Genomic DNA, 23,574 nt, shown 5'->3' with positions numbered 1-23,574 from the left:
AGGAACATTTTTGTTTTCTTTGTACTAATGAAAGGTTTTTATATCAGTGTTTTACTGCTTTTTTCTGTTTCCTCTACATTGAGCGCGCAAGAGATCGACACCGTACCGATCAATACCAAGGACCTCAACATCCGGTTAAAACGGAGCCCCCTGCCTTCCAGGACCGGCACGATCCTTTTTAAGCCTGTTCGACTGGAGCCCAAAATTGTCAATGCCAAAGTAAATTACTGGAAAACCAAAACCTCTGTAGGGATTAATGTCAATCAGGCTGCTTTTTCCAACAACTGGGCTGGTGGTGGTGTCAATTCCCTGGCCCTGGCAGGCATTATCAACTATAAGGCAGAATACAGCAAGGAAAGCTACAGTTACGCCACAGAGGTGATCCTGAACTACGGAAAAGTAAAAAATAAAGACCAGATGGAGAAAAAAACAGTGGACAGGATTTACTGGGACCATAAAGCGGCCATGCAGTTGTCCAAAAACTGGTACTTCTTTAGTTCGGTTACTTTTGAATCACAGTTTGATAAAGGTTTTTATTATGACCGGGATGCTAATGGAGAAGAAAGAGCAACATTGACATCAAAATTTATGTCCCCTGGTTACCTGACAGAATCCATCGGTTTTGAATATAAGCCCGTTAAATATTTTTCTGCCCGTTTGGGTACAGGTACCGCCAGACAGACCTTTGTACCAGAAAACGCAAGACTTTTCGCGGCCTACGATCTTACCTTTCCAAACAATAGTAAAACTGATAACTACGGTGTTGCAAGGGGCAAAACCTTTAAAAATGACCTGGGTTTCCAGGTGGTCATGAACTTTGACAAGGACATTTTTCCAAATATCAACCTGAAAAGCAAATACCTGGTCCTGGTCCCTTATGATCATGTTGGGTTCACCAATCACCGTCTGGATGCCACTTTAACGGCAAAAGTTAACCGCTTCATGAGCACGACTTTGACCGGTGTGGCCATTTATGATAAAAATACCGATTCGAAAGTTCAGGGGAGCCAAACCCTCTCCCTGGGGGTTGTCTTTGTATTCCCGAGGTAAAAGGTGAGATAAAAGCAGGCCGATTCGATCAAAATTAATAACTTTGCCAACTACAAAAAATTGAACACTAAGCATTAAAAGAAAATGTTTGAGAATTTACAGGACAAATTAGACCGTGCATTTAAAGTTTTAAAGGGACAGGGCAGCATTTCGGAGATCAACGTGGCCGAAACCATGAAAGAGATCCGTAAGGCTTTACTGGATGCCGACGTAAATTATAAAACAGCCAAGACCTTTACCGATGAGGTTAAAGAAAAAGCAATCGGCTTAAACGTCCTTACCGCAGTTTCACCCGGTCAGCTATTGACCAAAGTGATGAACGACGAACTTACAGCCTTAATGGGCGGTGAGGTTACGGACCTTGATTTAAAAAACAATCCAACCATTATATTAATTGCCGGTTTGAACGGTGCCGGTAAAACAACTTTTACGGGTAAACTGGCCAACTTCCTGAAAAGCAAGGGTAAAAAGCCTTTATTGGTTGCCGGTGACGTTTATCGTCCGGCGGCGATAGACCAGCTGCAGATCCTGGGCGAACAGGTAGGGGTTCCGGTATATGTCAATAAAGATTCCAAAGATCCTGTTGGCATTGCCATGGAAGGTATTGCTGAAGGTAAAAAACAGCAGAACAATGTGATTATCATTGATACAGCGGGCCGCCTGGCCATCGATGAGCAAATGATGAACGAGATTGCTGCTGTAAAAGAAAGTACTAAACCGCATGAAATCCTGTTCGTTGTTGATGCCATGACCGGACAGGATGCGGTTAACACCGCCAAAGCCTTTAATGACAGGCTGGATTTTACCGGTGTGGTGCTGACCAAGCTGGATGGGGATACCCGTGGTGGTGCGGCTTTATCGATTAAATCGGTGGTCAACAAACCGATCAAATTCATTGGTACCGGTGAAAAAATGGAGGCCCTGGATGTATTTTATCCGGACAGGATGGCTTCCAGGATTTTGGGTATGGGTGACGTGGTTTCCCTGGTAGAACGTGCCCAACAGCAGTTTGACGAAAAAGAAGCTGCAGAACTTCAGAAAAAGATCCGCAAAAACAAGTTCGACTTCAACGACTTCTACAACCAGATCCAGCAGATCAAGAAAATGGGTAACATGAAAGACCTGATGGGCATGATTCCGGGTGTAGGTAAAATGATGAAAAATGTAGAGATTGAAGATGACGCCTTTAAAGGGGTAGAATCCATCATTCAATCTATGACCAAATACGAGCGGGAAAACCCGGACAGCATTCAGCAAAGCAGGCGCCTGCGTATTGCTAAAGGGTCGGGCAATAAGGTAGAGGATGTTACCAAACTCATTAAACAGTTTGAAGACATGAGAAAAGTAATGAAACAATTTTCCAATCCCGCTGCTGCCGCCAAAATGATGCGCAACATGCCAAAAATGCCACAAGGAAAAATGTAACCTTGGACCAATTCTTTAAAAAAGGCCGCTTTAACTAAGTTAAAGCGGCCTTTTTTTCTTTCATTTTTTTAACCAGTCTTCCGCCCTTTTGAAATACATTGGTTTGTTTTAACAGATCATGTATATATGTTGGTAAAAATCTTTAGCGGGGCGGTTGCTGGTGTAAATGCCCTGACCATAACCATAGAAGTGAGCATAGGGGGCGGAAATAAATACCATATTGTTGGCCTTCCTGACAACGCAATTAAAGAAAGCCTGCGGCGGATTGAAAGCGCCATACAAAGTTCCGGCCTTAAAATGCCCCGGCAAAAAATCGTCATCAATCTGGCCCCGGCCGATATCCGTAAAGAAGGGTCCTGTTATGACCTGCCTATTGCCATTGGTATTTTGGCGGCCTCAGGACAACTGGAAAGCAAAGACCTGCAACAATACTTCATCATGGGAGAACTTTCCTTAGACGGCAGCCTTCAGCCTGTAAAAGGGGTATTGCCCATCGCCATACAGGCCCGGGATGCAGGTTTCAAAGCTTTTCTACTCCCTGCCGGTAATTCCAAGGAGGCTGCTATCGTGGTTCCTCTGGAGGTGTACGCCTTAAAAACACTGACAGAGGTGGTTTCTTTATTAAATCAAAAAGTCTCTTTTGAGCCTTTTATACTCCAGACTTCGGAACATTTTTATAAACACATCAATAATTATGAATATGATTTTTCGGATGTAAAAGGGCAGCAAAACATCAAAAGGGCCCTGGAAATAGCGGCAGCCGGAGGGCACAATGTCATTCTGATTGGCCCTCCCGGTGCAGGAAAAACGATGCTGGCCAAACGCCTGCCAACCATACTTCCTCCTTTAAACCTTCAGGAGGCCCTGGAAACCACCAAAATCCATTCTGTTGCCGGCAAGCTTCGTTTGGCCGGCGCTTTAATTACCGAACGGCCCTATCGCTGCCCCCATCATACCATATCTGATGTGGCCCTGGTTGGCGGCGGCAGCAATCCCGCACCAGGGGAAATTTCCCTGGCCCACAACGGGGTATTGTTTCTGGATGAACTCCCGGAATTTAAGCGGGCCGTGCTGGAAGTGATGAGACAGCCCCTGGAAGACCGTCAGGTGACCATATCGCGTTCCAGGTTTAGCGTAGAGTACCCGGCAAGCTTTATGCTCATTGCTTCCATGAATCCCTGTCCTTGCGGCTTTTACAATCATCCGGAAAAAGATTGTGTATGCGGTCCGGGCACCATACAAAAATACCTGAGCAAGATTTCCGGGCCACTGCTGGACCGTATAGATCTTCATGTAGAGGTCACCCCTGTAAATTTTACAGAATTGTCTTCCACAGCCCCAGCAGAAAAAAGTGCCTGCATCCGGGAACGCGTTATTGCTGCCCGGCAGCTTCAGGACAAACGTTTCAGTGGGCAACCGCAGCTCCATTATAACGCTCAAATGAATCCCAACATGGTCAGGACCCTGTGCAGGATCAATGAACAGGGCACCGCGCTGATCAAAAAAGCAATGGAAAAATTAGGCCTATCAGCCCGGGCGTACGACCGCATCCTTAAAGTTTCCAGAACAATAGCCGATCTGGAAGGAAGTCCGGACATTGAAATCAGTCACCTGGCAGAAGCCATCCATTACCGCAGCCTGGACAGGGAAAACTGGTCGGGTTAGTGTCTTTTAAAAAGACCTGCCTGCAGGCTTGAACCCATCGAACCTTCTGCCAATTGCAGGTAATTACGTTTACCCTGATCTTTTTCAATTTTTACCGTTCCGGTCGTTTGTACGTTTTTCATTTCCAGAAAATCTGTTGAAGTTGCATCGTTCCCGCTCAAGGGGCCACTTCCATATCCTGCCAGATGGGTGTAGTCCGCAAAAATGCAATCAGATGCTTTGTACCGGCGCGTACTTCCTTTTTCTCTTATCCATACGGTGCTACTGTTCGCTATAATATTATGGTGAAAGTCGAAATCTTCTCCCCTGGTACTTTGTGTTGTCCAAACACCACTGAAATAACAACCATATACCAGTGAATAACGCATGGCATTGGGGCTACCGCTCCCTCCGTCGGTTTGCCAAAAAACAACGGGATTTTTGCAGTTGAAGAACACACAATGATCGATAACCAGGCCATAACCGTTGGCGATAACCCCCACATGTAAGGGCAGTACATCGACATCTCCGGCAAACAGACATTGCGTGACCAGCAAATCGTCTAATTTTTTCCCATTACGCCATATGGGATAGGAACGTCGTAGGTTCTGGCCATCCATGTAAGCGTAATCCGGACTCCCGCTAAACCGCAGCCCTTCAATGGTGACATGGCTAACCTCTGGCTGGATCCCTTTCGCTTCTTCTCCACCCACACCGGCTACAAGTGGCACTGCCGTTACGACAACCGGCATTTTTTGGGGCGTCCAATCGGCATCGTCGGGCATGACCTCTGCGCGAATGACAAGACGGTTTTTAAGGCTATACTTGTCATTGCTGAATACAACGGTTTGAGTAAGTAGATGCACCCCTTCAGAAAGGATAATGGTCGTTGCGCCCTGCTCTTTGTTTAAATTTACGCGCTTTGCCGCCTCCATCATTGTCTTTAAAGGTTGCGCCTGTATTCCTGGATTGGAGTCGTTGCCAACCCGAGGATTAACGTATAATTGCTCTGCCTGTACTGGCAGCACGCTCATGGCGAGCAACAGAAGACTAAGTGTGCATTTTATCATGTTCTTTTTTCTGTAAAATTAGAACAAGCACCGCTTATAAAAATGGTCATTTTATTTTTATAATGGTCATTTACATCTCCTTCCTATATTGTTGAGGGGTGATCCCTGTCAGTTTTTTAAAGAAACGGTTAAAATTAGATGGATCTGAAAAGCCAAACCCGTAGGAAATCTCTTTTGCGGATTTGTTTTGATAAAGTTGTTTCTTTATTTCCGAAATCAGTTTGTAATGAATCATTTGTTGGGCCGATAATCCACTAAATTGTCTGCAAATTTTATTCAGAAATCCAGGGCTGATGTTTAGCATTTTGGTATAGGCCTCAACCGTCCGGTCATGTGCAAATTTCTTTTCCAGTAAAGATCGAAATTTGTAAAAATCTGAATGGACATAAGTGTCCCTTTGAACCTGGTAAATTTCTGCATAATAGCGATTGAGAATGATGAGCAACTGATATAAAAAGGCCCTGATCAAATGATTGCTGTCATTCTGAAGCTGCGCGAACTCCCCTTCTATTCCACGCAAAAGTTCCAGACACTTTTCAAATGGCATCTGGGAGACCTGCATGTCGGTTGGTCGTGAATACTGATGGAAATATTGAAACCGGTACAGGAACAATTCATCCGAAAAAAAAAGGTGGAGAAAATCTTTTTCAAAGAACAGTGTATAGCCACTTACCTTCTCCTCAATTTCCCAGCGGCGCACCTGTCCCGGACTTGTGAAAATAATCGTTCCCGGGCTTATGGACATCTTATTTTCATCCAATGCAAAGGTTCCGCTCCCCTTTTCGATGAATAGGATTTCGTAAAAACTTAATTGGTGTAATGTGCGATCCAATACATAATGATTTAATGTTTCCACACGCCCAATATCCAATAGCAGCTGCGGACCATACTTGTATGGGAGAAAATGATATGTTTTAATTTTTTCGACCGATGCCATTTCCTTTTACAGTTTCTTCTTGCCCTAAAGAGGAGTTAAAAATACAAACTTCCGCTGTCTATCGCATGGACAACATTGTATACCCTGTAAAATGGTTCGAAACCTAATAAAGTTCAAATGAGCCCAGGTAAGATTGGAGCCAACAACAGTCAGCCTGAAAACAGGTCCGGATAAGGAAAAGGGGTCGAATTAGTCTACTTCAAAAAAATCGTTGTCCTCTTCTTCCTCCTGGGGAACATAAGCCAGAATGGCGCCCCCAATCTGGTTGGTTTCTTCATCTGTTTCAAACAAGGGTGTCCCTGTAGCCATATCCAGTTTGATCCACTGAAGATCCGTGTCCTTTTGAATATGTAGATATTCCTTGCCTTCTTTAAAAATTACATAGGTATCGTTTCCTTCAGGAAATACGGCATAATTTGTTGCGCCAATGGCAATGTCAAATGGTTCCTGCATAAAATGCTGATTAGATGAATTAGGAGGGCCGATTGGTTTGTAAACCAGCCGGCCCTCTTAAGTGCTTAACTTCTGCAAAGTTAGTAAAAGCCGGAAGAATTTCCAGCACTTAGCGCAATGAAGAATAATTATAGAATTTCAGGTTTCCTGTTCCGTTCACCTGTATGGTTTTGGTTTCGTTTTGCCCGTTACTGCCCTTTAAGCTCAGGCTAATGGTATTTTCTCCTTTTTGCAAAGGTATCCGCGCATAACTGATGCTATTGGGTAGGGTTTGCCAGTTCCTGGTATCTGATTTTTCTGAAAGCAAGCTGTACAATTGCATGCCATAGCCCAGTCCGGTCAACAAAGCATCGTTCTTGCCGTTTTTGCCGCTCCCCTTACCACTTTCAGAAAGCACATACTCCGCTGTTTTTTTGACCGCAAGACGTGCCAGTGTTTTTCCCATTTCTTTTGCGAAACGTTGGTCAAGGGTTTTAAAGGCCAGAACATTAATGTCCTCTACCTTTTCCATTGGGATGGAAAAAGCCCCGTTACTCGCCGTTGCCTCGCTGAAATATGGAGGCCTGGCCACATACATCGGATAGGTAACCCTCAGACTTTGCACCGAGGCCTTGTTGACTTTTCCCGGATCGTAATCAAAGAAGGGAATCACAATATTACCATCGGTAAACACCATATCTCCATGATTATTTTTAATCAGCGAGAAGAAAAACTCTTTCTCTTTTTTAATTGGCGCCAACCCATTCTCCCAGAAAAGGATCAATTCTCCTCCTTCGGGGGATTTTTGCGCCTGGTACTTCAGGTTAAAAAGCCTTTCGTATTTATCCTGTTCAGATTGAAACCCGTTCAGGTAAGCGGTCCGGATCAGGTCTTTTTTTAATCCTTCAGGGATCTTTGTGCCGTAATAAGTGGTATCACTCGCCGTCAGGTAGACATCCGCTGCATTTCTGTAGGCAATAAATGCATCATTGACATTGCGGCCAGCCTCATAGATCAGGCCCTGCAACATTAAGGAAAAGGCATCTTTGGAATAGCGGCTTTCTTTATTATTGAATTTATCTCCCTGCTCCTGGGACTGAAGGGTGATCCTTCTGGCCTCTACAATGGCATCTTCTGTGTTGTTCAGGTAGAAATAGTTCAGGGCTTTATAATAATGGATCATGAATTTTTCAAAATCCTCCCCTTTATAACTTTGGGTCATCGGGTTCACCAGCGTACCAACCGCGGCATCCATCACCCCTCCGATACCATCCTCCAAAAGCTGATCGGCTTCATTAAAATAACGGTTGCTGCTTTCATAATCTCCTTCCAGGTGACTGATTTTTCCTTTTTCCATTAAAAGGAGCAGTTTGTTTCTGGGTTTTTTAAGGAGGCTGTTTTTGTCCAGCTCTACTGCCGCCTGCTTATAATTACCGCCTGCCACCTGGGTATAATAGGGCATAATCCGGTCATTATAGCTTGCGCAGCTAAAAAGAAAAAGCATCAGTCCAAAAAGACCTGATGCTCTTAAAATTTTGTTCAGGATATTTTTCATGCTATGACTTAGCCCTTAACATCCTAATTTTTAACATATTTAGCAATCTTTTTCCCACCAACCCAAACTACTTCATTGGTTTGAATATTAGTTAGTGTAAGATCTACCTGGTAGTAAACTACTTTTTTACGCTTATGGGAATCCACAATCGAATTGATGGAACCCTGAAGAATATAATCCGCTCCGTTTTCCAGTCCAAATTTTTTCATGCTTGACACAGTCGCATTGGCCTGTTGATCGGCTTTTTCTGCACGGAGCTCTTCTCTTTTCTTTCCGCCCTGTACCAACCGTACACGCTGGGTTTGAATAAATGCGGTTTCTATATCTTTCACAAAAGTTTCTGCCTCGATGTGCTCATGACTTTTGTTCTGCACCATTCCGACGATTACTGTCGGTTTTTTACCTGCATTTTGCTCCAGATGATTTCCTAACCACGGACCGCTTAAAATAGTTTGCGTCAATTCCTGAGCCACCATTCTGGAGTCACTGTTGTTCCAGTTTCCGCTGACGTCAATGGTTTCGTCTGTACTTACCCTGGTCACTTGTCTTGAGCAGGAGCTGATTACAATTCCGGACACTGCTATCGCAGCGATGGTCATTATTCTTCTTAATTGCATTGATTTATCTGTTTTTATGTGTGTTATGTTTCTGTTTTACCAGCCAAACCAAAAGTTTCTGGACCGGAAACCAATGGAAGGATAATAATAGCGGGAGTAATTATAGCTCGGATAATACCAGGAATTTCCATAATCATAACCGCCATATAGCGACAGTTGATAATTTCTTTCTCTTCTCAAGCGTCTTTTTTCCTCTCTGGCAGTATACCAGTCGTAGGCTTTGTAGGTTTGCTGTACAGTTGTACCTTGTGTACGGGTCAGCGAATCCGCAGCTCTGCTGTATTTATTTACGCTCTCTGCATATCTTGGGTTCTGATCAGGGAGCAAGTCTTGCTGGGCATATCCAGCTGATGCATAGGCCAGTCCTCCCAATACGACCATCATCATTAAATTCCTTTTCATATCTCTTAAGGTTTTAATATATACAAAACTAATTCTTTTCTCTTCAACTTAATATGATCCGAAGTTCATTTAACATTTTTTTACATATCAGAAAGTTTCTGCATAAAATCTAAAAATTTCTTGTCCGAATAGTTTGCTGCGCCCTCTCCTCTGTAAGAAATTCTTGCCATTTTATCAAAAACGACTGTGGTAGGTAAAGCTCCTTTAAAAATCCCTTCCGGAATGTATCCGCCAATTGCATAAACAGGCAAGTTGTACTTCTTCCTGTCCATGAATTTTTTTGATTTCTCAAAATTCCCGTCTGCATCAACAAACAGGAAAACGACATTCTTATCTTTACTAAACTGCTGGTAAAGCTTTTCTACAGAAGGCATCTCTGCCTGACAGGGCGGACACCATGTGGCCCAAAAGTTCAGAAAAATCACCTTTCCTTTTAAATCTCCAAGGTCGGTAATGTTTCCTTCTGCATCTTTAAACTTAATTCCAGAAAGGTCCGCTGGCTTCTGGGCATTGAGCTCCGTTACCTGCGGTTTAAATAAACCCATCTGCATCAATCCCTGTATTACATATGCCTTTGCCGGGGGGACAAATAGCAATACAAGCACTATAACGACAAAAATGCTGTTCCAGATATATTTGCTGACGTTTATTTTTTTATTCATATCTAATACTCTGACTTCTAGTCTATTAATTTGTTACAATAATCCTGCCTTAACCTTTGTTTTAAGGTCTTATATACACAAATATTAAAATTATATGACGTTGAAAGATTATTTTTTAACTGTTCTGACAAGCCCGTGACGCATAAAAAAGCCTGCTGTGTTTTTTCACAGCAGGCGTATAGGATTAAAAATTCTGAAATCTAGATGAGTTCCACGCTTCGGCTTACAAATTCTGTAAGCTCTGCACCGGTCAGCATGCCCTGCGCAAGCAGCGCCAGGTCAACAGCCTGTTTGGCCAATGTTTTCTGCTCTTGCTCATTTTCGCTTTTTAAGATTCTTGAAATCAATTTATGGTTTCCATTAACGGCCACTTTATAATTATCGGGCATGTTTCCATAAAAGCCCATTCCGCCGCCCATGGCAGCCATGTCTTTCATACGGCGCATAAATTCATCCATGGTTACTGTAACCGGAAGTTCTTCGGGGTTTAAACCGACAATCTCTACATGCATCCCTGGCTTGGTGATCGCCTTTTCAAAAACTTCTTTTACCTGTTTGCTTTGTTCTTCGGTCAATACAGACTCCGGATGGTCATCTTTTTCGATGAGTTTGCTGGCCACACTGGAATCTACTCTTTTTAAAGATGTTTTTTCCAGTTTTTGCTCCAGGGAACTGATAAAGTGATTGTCTATCGGAGAGTTCATCAACAAGACATCGTAATCCTTTTTATTCGCCGATTGGATAAAACTATCCTGTCTGGCTGGGTCATTGGTGTAAATATAGACCACCTGTCCATTTTTATCGGTTTGAAAATCCTTTACTTTTTCGCGGTACTCGTCTAAAGTATAGTTTTCATTTTTTGTATTGGTCAATAAGGCGAAATCCTTTGCTTTGTCATAGAATTTTTCTTCGCTCACCATCCCGTATTTTACAAAAAGGCCAATATCTGCCCATTTCTCTTCGTAGCTTTTACGGTCTTTATTAAACAGTTCCTGTAATTTATCTGCTACTTTTTTAGTGATGTAGCTGTTGATCTTTTTCACATTGCTGTCGGCCTGTAAAAAGCTTCTGGAAACGTTCAAAGGAATATCCGGAGAATCAATCACCCCATGGAGTAACATTAAAAATTCAGGCACAATATCTTTAACCTCATCGGTAATGAAAACCTGACGGGAGAACAATTTGATTTTATTGCGCTGCATGTCAAAATCATTCTTCACTTTAGGGAAGTACAATACACCGGTCAGATTAAAGGGGTAATCTACATTCAGGTGGATCCAGAACAATGGGTCCTCCGAGAAAGGGTACAACTGTTTATAGAAATCCAGATAATCCTGATCTGACAAATCTGCAGGAGATTTCGTCCAGATGGGATTGGTGGTATTAATGATGTTGTCAACCTCTACACTTTTTGTTTTTGGCTTTCCTTCTTCATCTTCTCCGTCTGGTTCCTGTACGGTGCGGGTCCCAAATTTAATGGGTACCGGAAGAAATTTACCATATTTATCCAGGATCTCCTCCAGTTTATGTTTGCTCAGGAATTCTTCCGATTCACTATTGATGTGCAGGATAATATCTGTTCCCCTTGTGGTCCTGCTGCCCTCTGTGATTTCATAGCTGGTGCTGCCATCACAAACCCAGCGGGCCGCCTCAGCACCCTCCTGATAGGAAAGGGTCTGGATTTCGACCAGATCTGCGACCATAAAGGCAGAATAGAAGCCTAAACCAAATTTACCAATGATTTCGTTGGCATCTTTGGCGTCCTTAAATTTTTCCACAAACTCACTTGCCCCGGAGAAAGCCACCTGATTGATGTACTTTTTGATCTCTTCAGCAGTCATACCCAAACCATTATCTGAAATGGTGATGGTTTTTTTCTCCTCATCCAGGGTGACTTCAACCAATGGATGCCCAAGTTCTCCATTATACTGGCCTAGGGCGGCCAGGCGTTTAATTTTTTGCACTGCATCAACAGCATTCGAAACCAGTTCCCTTAAAAAGATTTCATTATCTGAGTACAGGAATTTTTTAATAATCGGAAAAATGTTCTCGGTGTGTATGGAAATACTTCCTTTTTCTTCTATGCTCATATATTTTTTTTAACTGTTTTTCATTTATGCTTCCTGTCTATCAAGCCTTGTTCCAATCTGTCCCGGGGCTTCAATTATTGTCAATTTGACAGGCCGGTTTTTTTCGGAACTATTTCTATATTAGCGTCTCATCAAATTCCTGGAATCAGCATTTAACATTATGAACTCCATCATCAGCATCAAAAATCTGGAAAAGGACTACGGCAGCAAACAGGTACTCAAGGGTATCAATCTGGAAATAGAACCTGGAAAGGTGATTGGGTATATCGGGCCCAATGGTGCCGGAAAGTCGACGACTGTAAAAATCCTTACCGGATTGATTTCTGATTTTAAAGGCCAGGTCCATGTTAAAGGAATCGACCTGAGGGAGGACCCATTGGCCATTAAGAGACTGATTGGGTATGTGCCCGAAAATGCAGAGCTCTATGATGTACTGACTCCGATGGAATACCTGAGCTTTATTGGTCAGCTTTATGAAATGGAAGACCAGTTGATCCATGACAGGGCCGAAAACATGCTGAAGTATTTTGGCCTGCTGGAGAATAAAGACCAGCGCATGGATACTTTTTCCAAAGGGATGAAGCAAAAGGTATTACTCAGCAGCGGGCTGATCCACAACCCGGAGATTATTATTCTGGATGAGCCACTTTCCGGACTGGATGCCAATGCAGTGATCCTGGTTAAAGAAATTATCAGTCTTTTATCCAGGCAGGGTAAAACCATTTTTTACTGCTCCCATATGATGGATGTGGTGGAAAAGGTTTCGGACCGCATCATTTTAATCAACGGTGGAAGTATTGTGGCGGACGGGACATTTTCCGAGCTCCAGCAAAACCATGGGGAAAGTCTGGAGAAAATTTTTGCCAAGCTGACTGAAACCGAGCAAAGTGGTAGTCATGCCGCCGATTTTATGCACCTTTTTGACCAGTAGACCGTGAGCAATTTCTTATTAAAATTTTTGCTCCTTTTTAATCCGCTTTACCGGCGAATGGGGGTAAACCCGGTTCAACTCAGGACCTTGCTACACACCAAACTCCTGATCGATAAACGGCGGCCCAGGGCCATTTCTAACCGAAAAAAAGAAGGAACTTCAGCCCCCATATCGCCAATCTGGCAATCCATACTTTATGTATTCATGGGCGGGCTATATGCGCTCACCTTAACGGTATTCAAAATGCCTCTTTCCGGGCATTTTGTATATTTTACCATGCTGATGGTCACCTTGGTTTTACTGCTCATTTCTGACTTTACGACGGTTTTAATTGATGTGAGGGACAATTATATCGTACTGCCCAGGCCGGTTAACGACCAGACGGTAAGCCTGGCGAGGATTCTACATATTGTTATTTATATCCTAAACATTGTCCTGGCCCTCGGTCTTGCAGGCCTGGTCTATACTTTTGTGGCAGATGGTCCGATTGCGGGCTGTATGTTTGTGCTGGAAATTTTTTGTGCGACCATCCTTTCGGTATTGTTTGTGAACCTGATTTATCTGGTTGTACTGAAGCTGACCACCCCAAGGCAGTTTAAAGATTTTATTGCTTATTTTCAGGTGATCTTCAGCGTGCTGATTTTTGCCTGTTATTACTTACTGCCCCGTTTAATTGACATGTCCCTGCTGGCCAAGGCCGATCTTTCCAATTACCGGGTCATCTGGTTTTTGCCTGCGACCTGGATCGCTGCCCTCCATGAAATTCTGGTTAACCCTTTGTTTAAGTCTTCCTTTTTATGGCCGGCGGCTGTGCTGGCTGTGGTCTCGCCTCTGCTCAGTCTTTGGCTTATTGTAAAGGTTTTTGCCCCGGGGTTCAATCAAAAACTCTCCGGAATCAGTAGCAGTGAAGCCCATAGGCCTGAGCAGGCTCCAAACAGCACCTTCAGTGCCCGTTTAGCCGCTATATTTACCAGTGGAAAAACAGAAAATGCGGCATTCAGAATGGCCTGGACACTCAGTTCCAGACTCCGTGAGTTTAAGGTGCAGACTTACCCTTCCTTTGCTTATGTTATTGTCTATTTTGTCTATTTCTTTCTTACGGTAGGAAATAAGGGCCTTAGTCTGCGGGAGAAATTTGAACACCTTGGTGAAAGCAAGTCTTACATCATTTTAATTTACCTGACGGGTTTTGTTTTAACCAATGTATGCCTGAACATGGTGCGGTCCGAAAAATACAAATCGGCCTGGGTTTATTTTGTTGCCCCGGTCGCCTTTCCGGGACAAATTATCTCAGGAACTTACAAAGCCGTTGTCCTGAAATTTTTCAGCTCTTTTTTCCTTTTTATTTCCATAGTTTCTATGTATGTCTGGGGCCCTTTGGTTATAAATGACCTCTTATTTGGTTATTTTAATGTGCTTATATTTAATTTGATCGCGAATCTTTTCACTTCCAATCAATTGCCTTTTTCTTTCCCCACCGCTGCAGCTAAATCCAGCAAAAGATGGTTTGTCAGTTTGATCATGCTCTTTCTGCAATTTGCCATTGGTGGGCTGCACTATTTCCTTTGCCGCTGGGAAATGGTCATCTGGGGGCTTGCCTTGCTTTCCGCTTTTGCATTCTTCTTCATGATCAGAAGATATGGGCGTCAGCAATGGTCAGAAATTTCGGTTTATGAAGGAGATTAAAAGGAATTTCGTATACTTGGGTTACATCTAACCTACACTATGAACTTTTCGCTTTTAAAACGACTGCATCAACAGGGGTTGATTTCTGTTCCTTCTTTTGAAAAGATAGAACAAAAACACCAGAACAGTCTTTTTTCCCTTCATTGGGAACTGAAAACACTATTGTACCTGGGCGTTATGCTCCTGAGTACAGGGCTGGGCATCGTCATTTACCAGAATATTGATACCATTGGCCATCAGGTAATTCTGCTGATCATTGCCCTAATCAGTGGCGGCTGCTTTTTTTACTGTTTTAAAAACAGAAAGCCTTTTAGCAGGGCCTTGGTTAAATCGCCAGGTTCCATGTTTGATTACCTGCTCCTGTTGGGAAGCCTTAGCTTTTTGACCTTTGTGGGTTATATTCAATACCAATACCAGATCTTTGGCACCAATTACGGGCTGGCCACCTTTTTCCCCATGGTTGTGCTGTTCTTTCTGGCTTATGAATTTGATCACCTGGGCATTTTAAGTCTGGGCATTACCAACCTTGCCTTATGGATGGGGGTATCGGTTACCCCAAAACAGTTGTTAATGAGCATTAATTACAATTCGCAGCAAATTGTTTACGTTTATCTTTTATTGGGTCTGCTGTTGCTGGCCGCGGCATTTTTAAGTAGCCGTTATGACTTTAAAAAGCATTTTGGCTTTACTTATATGCACTTCGGTGCGCATGTTGCCTTTATTTCCATGCTCTGCGCTTATTTTATTTACTACGATTCAGGCTATGCCTTTCTTTTTCTTTTAGGGGTTTTTGGACTTGGTTATTATGTTTACCAGGATGCCTTAAAACGCAGTTCCTTTTACTTTTTACTGCTGGCGGTACTGTATGCTTATTTTGCCTTCAGTTGCCTGGTGGTGAATGTAGTGATCAGGCTGGGGAATGACGAAGGGCCTATTTTCCTCGCTTTCTTTTATTTCATCGCCTCTGCTGTGGCAATTATCATTCTGCTGATCCGGCTTAACAAAAAAATCAAGGCATCATGATCGTTTATCAAAAAACCGAACTCGAGCACCTGCAAATTCTGCAGGAGACCCAGCAGGCCCGTCAAACTGGCCTGCTGACTGCAGAAGAACAACAAAGCATCAAACAAAAATACATGGCCCTGCTGTACAGTCCGGGTGTTTTCACCCGCATAGGCTTGTTTATTTTAACCTGCATTATTTCTTCTGCAGGATCTGGCATGCTGGCATTATTTCTTATGGAAGCGCATCTTCTGGATTCCCCGGCCTGGGTTTTCTTTACGGCTGCGGCTTTTTACGTTGCCCTGGAGCTGATGACCCGCCAAAGCAAACATTATAAATCTGGTGTGGACGACGCGCTGATTTTAATTGTAACAGGAACTTTTTTAACCGCTTTGTACTGGGCTGTTTTTGAAAATATGCATTTAGGGGATGTAAGTGGCATTCTACTGATCTCAGCCCTGATGTTTGCCCTATGCCTATATTTAACGCTTCGCTTTTCAGATATGCTCATGGCGGCCGGTTCGCTTATTGCTTTGCTGGTTTTTATTTTTTTTATGGTCTATCATGCCGGGCGTATCGGTGCGATGATCCTACCTTTTGTAATGATCCTATGCACTGCACTGATCTATTTTCTGCTGCTGCGACTGGAATTAAAATTGAAAGCCTGGTATTATGAAAATGCACTAATTGTTGCCCAGATTGTTGTTTTAATTGCACTTTATCTTTCGGGGAATTACTTTGTGGTCCGGAGCCTGAATGAAGCTTTACACCATAGTGCCGGAGTCGAACCAGTTGTGCTGCCTTTTGGCTGGTTCTTTTGGTTGTGGACCATTTGTATCCCCCTGTTGTATATTGCTTACGGTTTGAAAAGAAAAAATGTGGTTTTGCTAAGAACAGGTTTGATTTTGGTTGCGGCAGCCGCCTTCACGATCCGGAACTACTTCCATTTAATGTCCATGGAGGCCTTGCTTTGTGTTGCAGGCGCTGTGCTGATTGCGGTGGCCTATGCTGCCATCCGTTATTTTAAGGTACCCAAACATGGAATTACTTATGAACAAACCGATGAACAGCATTTAATGGATCATATGCGGGTGGAGGCTTTAATTGTGGCCGAAACATTTTCACAAACCCCGGGCCCCGTGGCCGATAATACCAAGTTTGGCGGAGGCGATTTTGGGGGCGGGGGTGCCAGCGGAAATTTTTAAATTCCATGACATATTTCTGTGTACCTTTGTCGGTTTATGGAATATAATGTTCATACCCTGCCAAATGGCATCCGTTTGCTTCATGTCCCTTCTGCTTCTCCCATTTCGCATGCCTGCATTATTGTCAACAGCGGGTCCAGGGACGAAAGTGAGGAACAATCGGGATTGGCGCACTTTATTGAGCACCTGATTTTTAAACGTACAGAAAAAAGAAATACCAGCCAGATCCTGAACCGTCTGGAAAGTGTGGGTGCAGATTTAAATGCTTATACCACCAAGGAGTACACCTGTATCCATGCTTCTTTTTTAAACCCCTACCTTGACCGGACGATCGAACTTTTTAATGATATCGTTTTCCATTCTACTTTTCCAGAAGAAGAAATGGAGAAAGAAAAAGGCGTCATCCTTGATGAGATTGCCTCATATCTTGATCAGCCGGAAGAAGCCATTTATGATGACTTTGAGGATTTACTGTTTAAGGGCCATCCCCTAGGCCGGAACATCCTGGGTTCTGAAGAAAGTGTCAGCAACCTATCTAGGGCAGATGTAAAACAGTTTATGGCAACAAATTACCACACCGATAAAATTGTTGTGGCTGTTATTGGAGACTATTCTTTAAGTAAACTGATCAGGATTGGCACAAAACATTTTGAGGCCATTGCTGAAAATTTGTCCTTTGGAAAAAGAACTGCCCCCCACAAAAATCCTGTTGTATTCAGAACGGACCAAAAGCCAATTACCCAGGCTCATGTGGTTATGGGGATGCAGGCCTATTCTCTTTATGATCCCAACAAAACGGGCCTCTTATTGCTGAACAATTTAATTGGCGGTACTGGAATGAGCTCTATACTTAACCTGCAGATTCGGGAAAAATATGGGATCGCCTATACGATTGAAACCAGTTACAGCCCCCTGAGCGATACAGGATTATTTACATTGTATTTTGGAACGGATAAGGAAAAAGTGGAACGGGCAAAAGCACTCATTTTCAAAGAGTTTAAAAAACTAAGAGAAAACCCGATGACTGAGCTCCAGCTTCAAAAGGCAAAGAACAAATTTATTGGACAAATTGCCCTTGGAGAGGAAAACAGGATCGGACTCATCATTTCAATGGCAAAAAGCCTCATCGATCATGACAAAATTGATGACCTGCAAACCGTTTTTGATAAAATCCGGGCGGTAAGTCGCACAGAAATGGCCAATATTACGGCTGAAATCCTGGATGAAAAGAATCTTAGTGCCCTAACTTTTTATCCTTTAGGGTAATATTTGTATTTTTGCATCATGAAGTTACCAATTGTAGCCTATGGCGACCCCGTTCTGAGAAAGGTCTGTACCGATATAGAGGAGACCTATCCTGATTTACAACAACTCATCAGTAACATGTTTGACACCATGTATGCTGCAAGCGGAGTTGGCTTGGCTGCGCCGCAGATAGGCTTGCCTATCCGTATGTTTATTGTCGATACCGGTGCAGATGAGGATGGAAAAAATGGCTATAAAAAAGTTTTCATTAATGCCGAAATCCTGGAGGAAAGCGGTGAACCCTGGGCTTTTAATGAAGGTTGTCTAAGTATTCCTGACATCAGGGAGGACGTGATGCGCAAACCAGATATCCGCATTAAGTATTTTGATGAGAACTGGGTTTTACATGAGGACCAGGTGACCGGAATGCCGGCAAGGGTAATCCAGCATGAGTATGATCATATTGAAGGTAAGCTATTTACAGATAAACTTAGCCTTTTGCGCAAAACCATGCTTAAATCCAAACTGGACTCGATTTCTAAAGGAAACGTCCGCACAGATTATAAAATGCGTTTTCCAAAGCAAAACAAGAAACGTTAAACCAGGTTAATTATCGTCTTTACGGGTTTTATCTCCATTAAAGATTTGCTGCATTAATTTTCCCCATGCAAACGGATTCAACAAGGGGTTCGTTTGCACCATGTTTTTGTTCAGGGCTCTGTCATGGTTCAATCTCCAGTTGATGCCAGAAATTTCTCCCGCATCCCTGGAAAGGGTCTGAGCCATTCCACTAATACTCTGTGCAGAAAGGTTCTTTTTGGCTATTTCCACATCATCATCCGCAATTTTCATGGAAAGAAAGTCTTTGGTAAATTCCTCGACAGTCGCCCAGGGGTAAATACGAACCGTAGGCAGGTAAACAATTTCTGCTTTCATTCGGACCAGGGCAGTATATTTACTGTCCTGCACGACCTCAGGGATCACGATTTGGGCTTTGGCATAACCCACGGCAGTATAGGAAATCGTATCTCCGGGATGGGCAACGAAAGAAAAGTAACCTTTATAATTCGCAGACCTTAATTCTTTGGTGTTGAGGTTTGTAATGGTTACATAGGGCACAACACGGTTACTGTCCAGATCTGTAATAATACCCGAAAATTGGAGCAATTTTTTCCCATCAGACTTTTGTTGGGCAAAAGCTGTCGCCAGGGAAAGGGTTATGAATAAAGTAAGTAGGTACTTCATCTTACAAAAGTAACTGTAAATACAGCAACGGCTAGTTAAATTGTGTTAAATTGCCTTATACCGGCTCTGCCAGATTAATGGCTTCTACCGCTGTAATTTCCGGAACTGCTTTTAAGATCGCTTGCTCAATTCCCGCTTTCATCGTCATGAAACTCATTTTGCAGGAACCGCAGTTACCCAGTAACTTTAATTTAACCACCTTGTCTGATGTAATCTCTTCTATAGCAACATCCCCTCCGTCAGCCACTAAATAAGGACGGATCGTTTCTAATGCCTGTTCTACCTGCTCTGTTAAATTCATTTATATCTGTTTTTATTGTCTTTTTCTGATCTCCAAACCATTTTAAAAGCGATTTAGTTTTCAGGATTATATTTTGAATATAAAAATACTACTTTTTTAGCAATTTACCGCCTCGGCGTTATTTATCGCAATTTGTTGGGCTACCTTGCCAGCAAGATCCCAAAACACATCTGAAAGCGGATTGTTTTTATCCAAGGCCACCGGGCTACCCTGATCACCGCCCTCGGTAATGCTCTGGACAATCGGAATCTCACCCAGAAAAGGCACTTCAAAAGAAGCCGCAAGGGCTTTCCCTCCATCTTTTCCAAAAATATAGTATTTATTTTCTGGCAATTCTGCCGGGGTAAAATAAGCCATATTTTCGACAACGCCCAATACCGGAATATTAATTCCTGCCATCCTAAACATCGCTAATCCTTTTCGGGTATCAGCCAGGGCCACCTGCTGAGGTGTGGTTACGATAACAGCGCCCGCAATTGGAAAGCTTTGGGTGATTGTAATGTGTATGTCTCCGGTTCCAGGAGGTAAATCAACAATCAGATAATCCAGTTCTCCCCAGTCGGCATCGTTGAACAATTGTTTAACCGCATTAGATGCCATAGGTCCTCTCCAGGGCACCGGCTGGTCCGGATCTGCAAAAAAACCAAGGGAAAGTAATTTTATGCCATACTTTTCAATTGGAAGAATTAATGTTTTGCCCTCTTCGGTTTCTCTTGCCGATGGTTTTGCCCCCACCAGATCAAACATCGTCGGAACAGATGGGCCATAGATATCGGCATCGATCAAGCCCGTTTTTGCACCATTTGCCGCCAGCGAGACTGCAAGATTGCTGGCAACCGTAGATTTACCCACGCCACCTTTTCCTGAAGACACAAGGATAATATTTCTAATGCCTTTCATTTGTCCGCCATCTGCCGGTTTGGTTACTTTTGACGTGATCTGGATCTCAACTTCTGCATCCGCTGCAACAAAATGCTTAACTGCATTCAGACAGGCATTTTTAAGCATGTCCTTTAAAGGGCAGGCCGGTGTGGTCAGTTCCAGGGTAAATTTTATATTTTTTCCTTCGATCTTTAAGTCTTTGATCATGTTTAAGGTAACCAGATCTTTTTTAAGATCAGGGTCTTCCACATTTTTTAATGCACTTAAAACTTGTTCGCTTGTGATTATCATTATTCAAAATTAACAAAACCCGCTTACAATTAATTGATTTTAGGGTTTTTAAGCGTAATTTTAACACGAAATAAACATTTGTATTTAACGTTTAGGCAATAAACATCTATATTACAGCATGCATCTACCAAAAATAAGGGTTCCAAAAAAGTATGTAAAAATTGGCGCATGGATTTTCGGGGGAGTTCTTACTATTGTTATAGCCGCAGGTGCTGTGGCCTATAGCAAGCGGGCGGCCCTGCTTCAAAAAATGATTGCTAAAGCCATCAGCAAGGCCAATACCGATTATGGCCTGGAAGTCAAAATTGGCTCATCGGGTTTCAGCGGGCTCAGCACCGTACATATGACAAACATTTCGGTTGTTCCCAAAGACAGGGATACCCTCTCTTCCATCTCGGACCTGACTGTTGGCGTAAAGTTGTTCCCGCTCCTTTTCGGAGATGTAAAGCTCTCTGAAATGGCCCTTAATTCAGGAAAAATCAATGTGGTTGTCAAAGATTCCCTGACCAATCTGGATTTCATCCTTAAACGAAAAAAGAAAGACAAGACCGATGACAAGTCCAAGCTGGACCTGGGTGACCTGGCACATAACCTGCTCAATCAATTGCTCTATAAAATTCCGGATGACATGAAAATTCATGATCTGTTGTTCAGCTTCAATGATAACGATACGGCCAAACTTCAGTTTTTAACCACTACGGCAACCATTGACAACGGAGACCTGAAATCCACCATTGTCGTCAATAACGAAGAGGCAACCTGGCACCTGAACGGGACCGTGAAACCAGGAAAAAGACAAATGGATGTTGTGTTTTTTGCGGACCATAAAAAAGTGGAACTCCCTTACCTGAACAAAAAACTCCGGGCGAAGCTGAGTTTTGACACGGTCAGGACGGTACTCAACGATGCGGACTACAGTGGCAGCGTTTTCAAAATAAAAGGCTCCTGGTCAATAAAAAATCTATTGATCAATCACCCTAAAATCGCGACCGATGATATTGTTGTCCCGGATGCAAAAATTGATGCAGAAATGCTTTTCGGAAAAAACTATGTTGCGCTGGACAGCGCTTCCACCGTTTATCTTAAAACAGCTACTTTTCATCCTTTTCTCAAATATACTTTATCCCCCCATAAAATTTATGAAGTGAAGGTCCATGCTGAGCAGCAGGACGCCCAGGGCATTTTAAATGGCTTCCCACAGGGGCTTTTTGAATCCCTTGAAGGCTTAAAAGTAAGCGGAAAAGTGAAGTATGATCTTAATTTTTACCTGGACAGCTCAAACCCCGACAGCGTACAATTCAATTCGACCCTTAGTCCCTTGAATTTTAAAATACTGAGCTGGGGCAAAACGGATCTCCAGAAAATCAACAATACTTTTGTTTATACCCCTTACGAGTATGGGAAACCCATGAGGGACATTACCATTGGCCCCTCAAACCCTAATTACACGCCACTGAATGATGTTTCCCCTAATTTTAAAAATGCATTACTGACCGCAGAGGACCCTTCTTTCTTTAGTCATAAAGGTTTTGTGATGGAGTCTATCCGTAAATCTTTTGCGGTTAACTTTAAGAAAAAAGAATTTGTTCGCGGCGGAAGCACAATTTCCATGCAGCTGGTTAAAAATGTTTTCCTGAGCAGGAAAAAGACTTTGGCGCGTAAGGCTGAAGAAATTCTTATTGTCTGGCTCATTGAAAATAACCGCCTGGTCAGTAAGCAAAGAATGCTGGAAGTGTACTTCAACATTATCGAAATGGGGAAAAACATTTATGGCATTGGTGAGGCTTCCCGCTATTATTTCGGGAAAACCCCAGCTTCTTTAAGTCTTGGAGAGGGAATCTTTTTAGCAAATATTGTCCCAAGACCAAAAATCGCTTTATTTAAATTCCGGGGAGACGGCGGACTTAAAGACTACCTGCTCCCATACTTTAGGTACATGGGCAATATTATGGCCAGAAGAGGCCTTGCCCCTAGGGACACTACTGGCTACGGTTTTTATAATGTACGCCTACGTGAAGGGTTGAGGCAGTATTTATTGCCTGATTCCGCAAAAGTAGATACCACCGCTTTTGACAATGACGATCAGATGCCCGCCATACAGACCCACGATGAGTCCAAAAGTTTGTTCGACCGGATTTTTGGTTCTAAAAAGAATAAAGACAGTACCTCCAGGGCTTCGGTAAAAGCAGATACTGTTCAAAAATCGCGTAAGCAGATCAGGCAGGAGAAAAGGGCCCAGCGCCGCCTGGAGAAAGAGCTGGAAAAACAACTTGAAAAACAAAAAAAAGAAGGCAATTAAGTCTTTAGCATGAATAAAATTCAAATACTGGATAAGGAGTTTGGGATCCTTTTGGAGCAGGATCAGATCAATAAAAGGACCCGCATGATTGGAACTCAATTAAATGTGGATTATGAAAATAAATGCCCCCTGATTATCGGGGTACTCAATGGGAGTTTTCTCTTTATGGCTGACCTGCTGAAAGAGATTGATGTGCCCTGTGAGGTTGGTTTTATCCGGGTCTCCTCTTATCAGGGCGTATCCAGCAGCGGCGCTGTAAAGGAAATCTTCGGTCTGCAGGAGGATTTATCCGGCAGGCATGTGATCCTGGTAGAAGACATCGTGGACACAGGTCAAACCTTAAAACACATTTTGGAAAAGATCAGGCTCAAAAACCCGGCCTCTGTACAAGTTTGCTCCCTGCTCTTTAAACCCGCAGCCCTGCTTGAACCGATTGAAGAACTGGCCTATATTGGTTTCGAAATCCCAAATGAATTTGTAGTGGGCTATGGCCTGGATTACAATGGCCTTGGCAGAAACCTGTGTGCGATTTATAGGGCCTTAAATCCTTAAGCACCATCAGCTCCCGGGCACTTTTTACATTTTATATCCCTGAAGTACGCA

The 23,574-nt window shown here is 43.1% G+C and carries 22 protein-coding genes; 11 read left to right on the top strand and 11 right to left on the bottom strand.

The window, feature by feature from the left end; translation table 11 throughout:
• The first annotated feature begins 27 nt into the window (after window positions 1–27).
• The 3 genes from B0O44_RS06685 (at window position 28) to B0O44_RS06675 (ending at window position 4,140) form a co-directional block, all read left to right on the top strand.
• Window positions 28–1,050, top strand: a complete 1,023-nt coding sequence (locus B0O44_RS06685; RefSeq protein ID WP_110828438.1) for a DUF3078 domain-containing protein — start codon at window positions 28–30, stop codon at window positions 1,048–1,050.
• A gap of 84 nt (window positions 1,051–1,134) precedes the next feature.
• A complete protein-coding gene (gene ffh, locus B0O44_RS06680) occupies window positions 1,135–2,475 on the top strand; it encodes a signal recognition particle protein (protein ID WP_110828435.1) in 1,341 nt (446 codons plus the stop codon).
• A 126-nt stretch (window positions 2,476–2,601) separates the two neighbouring features.
• Window positions 2,602–4,140 carry a YifB family Mg chelatase-like AAA ATPase gene (locus tag B0O44_RS06675; protein WP_110828433.1) on the top strand — a complete coding sequence of 513 codons (1,539 nt, stop codon included), beginning with the start codon at window positions 2,602–2,604 and terminating at the stop codon, window positions 4,138–4,140.
• Here the strand turns inward: B0O44_RS06675 and B0O44_RS06670 are convergent.
• The 8 genes from B0O44_RS06670 to htpG form a co-directional block, all read right to left on the bottom strand.
• Entirely contained in the window at window positions 4,137–5,189 is a 1,053-nt protein-coding gene (locus B0O44_RS06670) for a hypothetical protein (protein ID WP_110828430.1), read from the bottom strand. The two genes, B0O44_RS06675 and B0O44_RS06670, sit on opposite strands and share 4 nt — an antisense overlap.
• 70 nt (window positions 5,190–5,259) lie before the next feature.
• Window positions 5,260–6,126: an AraC family transcriptional regulator gene (locus B0O44_RS06665; RefSeq protein ID WP_110828427.1), complete on the bottom strand. Its 867-nt coding sequence runs from the start codon at window positions 6,124–6,126 to the stop codon at window positions 5,260–5,262.
• A gap of 189 nt (window positions 6,127–6,315) precedes the next feature.
• Entirely contained in the window at window positions 6,316–6,579 is a 264-nt protein-coding gene (locus tag B0O44_RS06660; protein WP_110828425.1) for a hypothetical protein, read from the bottom strand.
• Between the two features lie 109 nt (window positions 6,580–6,688).
• A complete protein-coding gene (locus B0O44_RS06655) occupies window positions 6,689–8,113 on the bottom strand; it encodes a COG3014 family protein (RefSeq protein ID WP_110828422.1) in 1,425 nt (474 codons plus the stop codon).
• 23 nt (window positions 8,114–8,136) lie between these two features.
• On the bottom strand, window positions 8,137–8,730 hold the full coding sequence (locus B0O44_RS06650) for a penicillin-binding protein activator LpoB (protein ID WP_110828420.1): 594 nt from the start codon (window positions 8,728–8,730) through the stop codon (window positions 8,137–8,139).
• A gap of 36 nt (window positions 8,731–8,766) precedes the next feature.
• Window positions 8,767–9,132 carry a hypothetical protein gene (locus B0O44_RS06645; RefSeq protein WP_110828417.1) on the bottom strand — a complete coding sequence of 122 codons (366 nt, stop codon included), beginning with the start codon at window positions 9,130–9,132 and terminating at the stop codon, window positions 8,767–8,769.
• A gap of 80 nt (window positions 9,133–9,212) precedes the next feature.
• Entirely contained in the window at window positions 9,213–9,794 is a 582-nt protein-coding gene (locus B0O44_RS06640) for a TlpA family protein disulfide reductase (RefSeq protein WP_110828415.1), read from the bottom strand.
• A gap of 200 nt (window positions 9,795–9,994) precedes the next feature.
• A complete protein-coding gene (gene htpG / locus B0O44_RS06635) occupies window positions 9,995–11,884 on the bottom strand; it encodes a molecular chaperone HtpG (RefSeq protein ID WP_211321327.1) in 1,890 nt (629 codons plus the stop codon).
• A 160-nt stretch (window positions 11,885–12,044) separates the two neighbouring features.
• Here htpG and B0O44_RS06630 point away from each other — a divergent pair, with 160 nt between their 5' ends.
• The 6 genes from B0O44_RS06630 to def are packed head-to-tail and all read left to right on the top strand — an operon-like array spanning window position 12,045 to window position 18,553.
• Window positions 12,045–12,815 (top strand): ABC transporter ATP-binding protein, encoded by a 771-nt coding sequence (locus B0O44_RS06630; protein WP_110828412.1) that lies wholly within the window; start codon window positions 12,045–12,047, stop codon window positions 12,813–12,815.
• A gap of 3 nt (window positions 12,816–12,818) precedes the next feature.
• The gene (locus B0O44_RS06625; protein ID WP_146229779.1) at window positions 12,819–14,501 is read left to right on the top strand and encodes a hypothetical protein; all 1,683 of its coding nucleotides are present in this window, start codon (window positions 12,819–12,821) and stop codon (window positions 14,499–14,501) included.
• A 39-nt stretch (window positions 14,502–14,540) separates the two neighbouring features.
• Window positions 14,541–15,524 (top strand): DUF2157 domain-containing protein, encoded by a 984-nt coding sequence (locus B0O44_RS06620; RefSeq protein ID WP_110828406.1) that lies wholly within the window; start codon window positions 14,541–14,543, stop codon window positions 15,522–15,524.
• Window positions 15,521–16,708 carry a hypothetical protein gene (locus tag B0O44_RS06615; protein WP_110828404.1) on the top strand — a complete coding sequence of 396 codons (1,188 nt, stop codon included), beginning with the start codon at window positions 15,521–15,523 and terminating at the stop codon, window positions 16,706–16,708. Before B0O44_RS06620 ends, B0O44_RS06615 begins: the two co-directional genes overlap by 4 nt.
• A gap of 36 nt (window positions 16,709–16,744) precedes the next feature.
• Entirely contained in the window at window positions 16,745–17,974 is a 1,230-nt protein-coding gene (locus tag B0O44_RS06610) for a M16 family metallopeptidase (RefSeq protein ID WP_110828394.1), read from the top strand.
• Window positions 17,975–17,992: 18 nt separating this feature from the next.
• Window positions 17,993–18,553, top strand: coding sequence for a peptide deformylase (gene def / locus B0O44_RS06605; protein WP_110828391.1), 561 nt, complete (start codon window positions 17,993–17,995; stop codon window positions 18,551–18,553).
• A 6-nt stretch (window positions 18,554–18,559) separates the two neighbouring features.
• Here the strand turns inward: def and B0O44_RS06600 are convergent, their stop codons facing one another.
• The 3 genes from B0O44_RS06600 to B0O44_RS06590 form a co-directional block, all read right to left on the bottom strand.
• The gene (locus B0O44_RS06600; RefSeq protein ID WP_110828389.1) at window positions 18,560–19,198 is read right to left on the bottom strand and encodes a peptidase associated/transthyretin-like domain-containing protein; all 639 of its coding nucleotides are present in this window, start codon (window positions 19,196–19,198) and stop codon (window positions 18,560–18,562) included.
• A 55-nt stretch (window positions 19,199–19,253) separates the two neighbouring features.
• Window positions 19,254–19,499 carry a NifU family protein gene (locus tag B0O44_RS06595; protein ID WP_110828386.1) on the bottom strand — a complete coding sequence of 82 codons (246 nt, stop codon included), beginning with the start codon at window positions 19,497–19,499 and terminating at the stop codon, window positions 19,254–19,256.
• Window positions 19,500–19,595: 96 nt separating this feature from the next.
• Complete coding sequence (locus B0O44_RS06590) at window positions 19,596–20,672, bottom strand: Mrp/NBP35 family ATP-binding protein (RefSeq protein ID WP_211321326.1); 1,077 nt, start codon at window positions 20,670–20,672, stop codon at window positions 19,596–19,598.
• 118 nt (window positions 20,673–20,790) lie between these two features.
• Between B0O44_RS06590 and B0O44_RS06585 the strand changes: the two genes are divergently transcribed.
• Window positions 20,791–22,971 (top strand): transglycosylase domain-containing protein, encoded by a 2,181-nt coding sequence (locus B0O44_RS06585; RefSeq protein ID WP_110828383.1) that lies wholly within the window; start codon window positions 20,791–20,793, stop codon window positions 22,969–22,971.
• A 9-nt stretch (window positions 22,972–22,980) separates the two neighbouring features.
• The gene (hpt, locus tag B0O44_RS06580) at window positions 22,981–23,523 is read left to right on the top strand and encodes a hypoxanthine phosphoribosyltransferase (protein ID WP_110828381.1); all 543 of its coding nucleotides are present in this window, start codon (window positions 22,981–22,983) and stop codon (window positions 23,521–23,523) included.
• The last annotated feature ends 51 nt before the right edge of the window (window positions 23,524–23,574 follow it).

The organism is Pedobacter nutrimenti, assembly GCF_003208655.1.
Lineage (GTDB): Bacteria > Bacteroidota > Bacteroidia > Sphingobacteriales > Sphingobacteriaceae > Pedobacter > Pedobacter nutrimenti.
Note: the sequence above shows the minus strand (reverse complement) of the source record. Positions and strands in the feature narration are given on the sequence as shown.